Below are 3,989 nucleotides of genomic sequence, written 5' to 3'. Positions count from 1 at the left end.
CAGCTTTTCATAAAGGGTTTTTTCCGCGGCTTCATCGAGCGCGCTGGTGGCTTCGTCGGCCAGAATCCAGCGCGGCTTTTTCAGCAGCACGCGGGCAATCGCCAGGCGCTGCTGCTCGCCGCCTGACAGCTTCTGGCCCCACGAGTCCTGCTCATCGAGGCGCTTGACCAGCTGCGGCAGCAGGGCGTCCGTCAGCGCCTGGCGCAGGGCCTCGTCGCTGTAGCGCGCCGCCGCCTGCGGGTAGGCCAGGGCGTTGCGCAGCGAGCCATCGGGAAAGTAGGGCCGCTGCGGAATGAACATGGCATCCAGCGGCAGCCTGGCCTGGCCGCGCGCAAACGGCCAGATGCCGGCCAGCGCGCGAAACAGGGTGGACTTGCCACTGCCGGAGGGCCCTTTGAGCAGCACGCGGTCGCCGGGGCTGGCCTGCAGCGACAGACCGGTGAGCAGCACGTCGCCCGCGGGCAGGCCCAGCGTCAGCCCGTGTGTCGCCAGCGTTCCGGGGCTGGCTGGTTCGCGAGCCTGATTTGCTATTAAATTAATAGCTGCCTGCGCACGATCCTGCTGGGCTTGAGCCTGAATGTGCTCTTCAAAACTGGTCAGGCGGTCGGTCGTGGCGCGCCAGGCGGCCAGGCTGCTGTAGTTGTCGACAAACCAGCTCAGCGAGTCCTGCACCCGGCCAAAAGCCGAAGCAATCTGCATCAATTGCCCGAGCTGGATGGCACCGCTGAAAAAGCGCGGTGCGGCCACGATGAAGGGAAACACCACGGCGGCCTGGCCGAAGAAATTGGTGAACCAGATCAGGTTTTTCTGCTTCCTGATCAGCTGCAGGTAGTTGCCCAGCACGCTGGCAAAGCGCGTCTCGAGCTGGGCGCGCTCCACCGTTTGGCCTTTGTCCAGCGCGATCGACTCGCTGTATTCGCGCACCCGCACCAGGTGGTGGCGAAAGTCGGCCTCATAGCGCTGCTGCTGGAAGTTGAGCCTGATCTGCGGGCGGCCGATGTAGTGGGTGATGAGGCTGCCCGCGGCGCAGTACAGCACGGCCATCCAGACCATGAAGCCCGGGATGTTGTAGCTGGCGCCGCCCAGGGTGAAGGCGAAAGCACCCGACAGGCTCCACAGGATGCCGACAAAGCTCATTAGCGTGACCAGCGCGTTGAGCAGGCCCATGCTCAGCGAAATGGTGAAGCTGGTGAACAGGTTCAGGTCTTCCTGGATACGCTGGTCGGGGTTGTCGGGCGTGGTGGCCGCACCGCTGTCGCTGGTGGTGTAGCGTGCCAGCTCCAACTGGTAAAACGCATGGCCGGACAGCCAGCGCTGCAGGTAATGGCGGGTCATCCAGGCGCGCCAGCGGACCTCGAGCAGCTGCGTCAGGTAGAAGCGGTAGACCGCGATGATGATGAAGGCAAACGCCAGGTAGGTGAAGCGCCCCAACTGCTCCCAGAACACCGGCTGGTTTTTGTCTTGCAGCGCGTCGTAGAACAGGCGGTTCCAGTCATTGAGCAGCACCAGCATGTAGACCGCGCCCAGGTTGAGCGCCACGATGGCTGCCAGCAGGCCGCGCGCCTTCCATTTGTCTTCGGACTGGAAGTAGGGCAGGGACAGGGCCCAGGCCTTGGCGCTGAACTGCCTGAAGGAGCTGAATTTTTTAGAGATGTTGGGAAGCGGGTTCATTCTGTTGGGATTTTCATGAGTAATCGCATGCACTTGTGCACTTCATGACCGTTCTTACCGTTCGCCCTGAGGTATCGAAGGGCTCTTAGATCACCTGGCGTCGATACCTCAGGACGAACGGGGAGGGGATTCACGGCAACTGATTCGACACCCCACTGGCCACATGCCCGGCGGGCACATGCTGCGCTGCTGAATTGACATGCCCGGTCTGGTCGTCAAAGAAGAAGTCGGGCTCGAACTCGCGCAGGAATTCGCCTTTGGCCAGGCCGCCGAGGAACATGGCTTCATCGACTTCAATGTTCCAGTTCATCAGGGTGCGGATGGCACGTTCGTGCGCAGGCGCGCTGCGGGCGGTGACCAGCGCGGTGCGTATGCGCATGCGGGGCGTGCCGGCCTGCTGCAGCCGGTGCAGGGCGATGAGCAGGGGCTTGAACGGGCCATCGGGCAAGGGCTGGACGGCCTTGTCCCGCTCGTGCTGCTGAAACGCCGGCAGGCCTTGGCGCTGGAAGACCTGCTCGGCCTCGTCGGAAAACAAAACCGCGTCACCGTCAAAGGCGATGCGCACTTCGTTGGGGTAGTTGTCCTTGGCCCGCACGGAATGGGTGGCGACCGTGGCGGCCGGAAAACCCATGTGCAGGGCGGCTTTCACATCGTCCGGGTTGGCCGACAGGAACAGGTTGGCCTGCAGCGGCGAGAGGTAGCGGTAAGGCTCGCGCCCGCGCGTGAAGACCCCGCGCGCCACGCTCAGCTCGTGGGTTTGCACCGAGCGGAACACGCGCAGCCCCGACACCGGGTCGTTGCGCGAGAGTATGACCACCTCCACGCGTTGCTTGATCGGCTGGCCTGTCTGCTCAGCGGATGATTGACTGGGGTCGTCGTTGAACGCCAGCAGCTTCTTGACCAGGGAAAAAGCCACACCCGGCTTGGCGGGCCGCTCCAGCCGGTCCAGCTGCAGCTTCATGTAGGCGCGGTCATCCGATTGCTCGAAAACGCGATTTTCTTCTTCGAGGTCAAACAGCGCGCGCGATGAAATCGCCACGACCAGTTGCCCATCCAGATTGGCTGCCATGTGCTTGCTCTCTGTTCTTTGCTCTTGTGAGGTCGTCGGGGTGTGGGGTGATTATGAAAGGTGCAGGTCCAGTGTGCACCATTGTCCATAAGCCGGGCCCGCCACCGGCCACTGGTCGGCGCGTGCCACCTGGCGCACGCCGCGCGCAATCAGTCCGGCGGCGCGCATCACGCCGGCGTGCGTGATCCACAGCGTGTCTGTGGCTGGGCTTAGTTCATCAAATGCCGCGGCGGTACGGGCCATGACAGCGGCCACGGTCTCGCCGTGGCCGCCCACGGCATGGTCGCCAAAGCGGGCGGTCCAGGCCGCCAGCGCGGCCTGAGGAATGTCGCTCCAGCGCCGGCCTTCCCAGTCGCCGAAATCCATTTCCTGCAGCCGGGCATCGGTTTTGTAAGTCAAATCGGCCCGCAGCCCTTGCAACGCCTGCGCAAGCAGCTCACATCTTTGTAGCGGAGAACTGATCACCGCGATGCACGACGGCAGCACTTCGGCCAGCGCCTCGGCACAGATGCGGGTGGCTTGCGGGTCGGCCGCCACATCAAGCCGGCCGTAGCAGACCCCGGGCTCCAGCAGCGGTTGTGCATGGCGGACCAGCCAGAGTTTATGAGCCCCCACGGTCGTTCACTTCGTGTAACTCCCTGCCCCCCGAGGGGGCCGCCCCGCCTGCGGCCCGGCAAAGCCGGTTCCGCGGCTCGGACTGGTGTTTTGAGGGCCAGCGACTTGCAACGTACAGAACGCCACACTCAGCAAGCCTTCGTAGGGATGTATATGGCAAGCCGGGGCCGCGGGACTGGCTTTGCCAGACCGCAGGCGCAGCGGCCCCCCCGGGGGGCAGCGAACCACACGCAGTGGGGAGCGTGGGGGCTAACACTCTTCGCTCCAGCAGTAGCCATCGCGCGCAATCATGGCACTCGCCGCGCTGGGCCCCCATGTGCCTGCCCCGTAGGGGCGTGGCCCGGCCGGCTGGCTGCTCCAGGCGTCGAGGACAGGCTCGACCCAGCGCCAGGCTTCCTCCTGCTCATCGCTGCGTACAAAGAGGTTGAGCCGCCCGGCGATCACATCAAGCAGCAGCCGCTCGTAAGCGCCCACGCGCTCCGAGCCAAAGCGCTTGTCGAAATCGAGGTCGAGCTGCACCGGCACCAATGAGGGGGTGCCGCGGTCATGGCGCTGGTGCGAGCCCTGGGCCAGCAGATGCAGCTCCAGGCCGTCCTTGGGCTGCAGGTTGATCACCAGGCGGTTGCCGACATTC

At 64.5% G+C, this 3,989-nt stretch carries 3 protein-coding genes and 1 pseudogene; all 4 read right to left on the bottom strand.

Annotated features, from left to right (window positions below):
- Nucleotides 1-1,671: ABC transporter ATP-binding protein/permease (locus V6M61_RS15510; protein ID WP_332777483.1), on the bottom strand; the 1,671-nt coding region annotated here is incomplete at its 3' end.
- A gap of 130 nt (nucleotides 1,672-1,801) precedes the next feature.
- Entirely contained in the window at nucleotides 1,802-2,740 is a 939-nt protein-coding gene (locus V6M61_RS15505) for a 5'-nucleotidase (protein ID WP_332777482.1), read from the bottom strand.
- 51 nt (nucleotides 2,741-2,791) lie between these two features.
- The gene (locus tag V6M61_RS15500; RefSeq protein ID WP_332777481.1) at nucleotides 2,792-3,355 is read right to left on the bottom strand and encodes a histidine phosphatase family protein; all 564 of its coding nucleotides are present in this window, start codon (nucleotides 3,353-3,355) and stop codon (nucleotides 2,792-2,794) included.
- A 249-nt stretch (nucleotides 3,356-3,604) separates the two neighbouring features.
- A pseudogene (locus V6M61_RS15495) lies at nucleotides 3,605-3,989 on the bottom strand (glucose-6-phosphate dehydrogenase); the annotation flags it as partial.

Origin of the sequence: Polaromonas sp. (assembly GCF_036676035.1) — a bacterium.
Classification (GTDB): Bacteria; Pseudomonadota; Gammaproteobacteria; order Burkholderiales; family Burkholderiaceae_C; genus Polaromonas.
The sequence above is the reverse complement of the archived record's forward strand: the minus strand, read 5'-3'. Positions and strand labels throughout refer to the sequence as shown.